The organism is Paenibacillus sp. Y660 (genome assembly GCF_057221575.1).
Genome location: NZ_JBXBBJ010000092.1, coordinates 1 through 699 on the forward strand (window position 1 = coordinate 1; position 699 = coordinate 699).

The window sequence follows — 699 nt, forward strand, 5'->3', positions numbered from 1 at the left end:
ACGATGATGGTTGCAATCAGCTATACCGCGGGCGCGACAATCGCAAGTGGACTTGCTTCGGGGATAAGCGGATGTAACGACTGGTGTACCGTCACCGGCTGCGCAAATCGCCGACATATCCCCGAGCAACCCAAACTGTGCAGATACAGCAACAATCTGCGATTGAAAGAAATGAAACAAGCGATCAGCAGGTAAAGCCGTTTGCTTATCGGCATGACGCATCATCCATTTGACCAGACGTTCAACTCTTCCTGGCGTCGTGGGCGTTTTCTCGCCCTTCTTGCCTTTTTTCTTGCTCTTGCGTTTGCGTTGCAGGATAGGCCTCAGATTGTGATCGACTGCTGGCCAAAGGCGATCGAAGAAGTCATAGAACGTGCCCACGCCGGGAAGATCAGTTAGAGAGAACCCGCTCAAGATCGCATAGATGGGTGTACGCTTTAACTCATTGACCCATTCGGTGATGCCCATTGTCGGATTCGTTAGAAGAAGAATTAGGTAAGAACGGAATAGCGATGCAGGGTCACGGGGCTTAGGTCCTTGATCCGAATATTCATCCATAAGCAAGGTCGTGATGGCAGATAAATCGGTCATCCAGAGTTTTACAGCCAAAGGCCAATCCTTGTGGATGAGGACAATACCAGAACCGATAGAGGTTCGAAGATGTTGAAGGACAAAGGATTGGTAATCGGAATGGGGAAT

The 699-nt window shown here is 49.6% G+C and carries 1 pseudogene; it reads right to left on the bottom strand.

The window, feature by feature from the left end:
- Positions 1–609 (bottom strand): annotated as a pseudogene (locus AC2TDN_RS26595) (transposase); the annotation flags it as partial.
- Positions 610–699 lie beyond the last annotated feature (90 nt).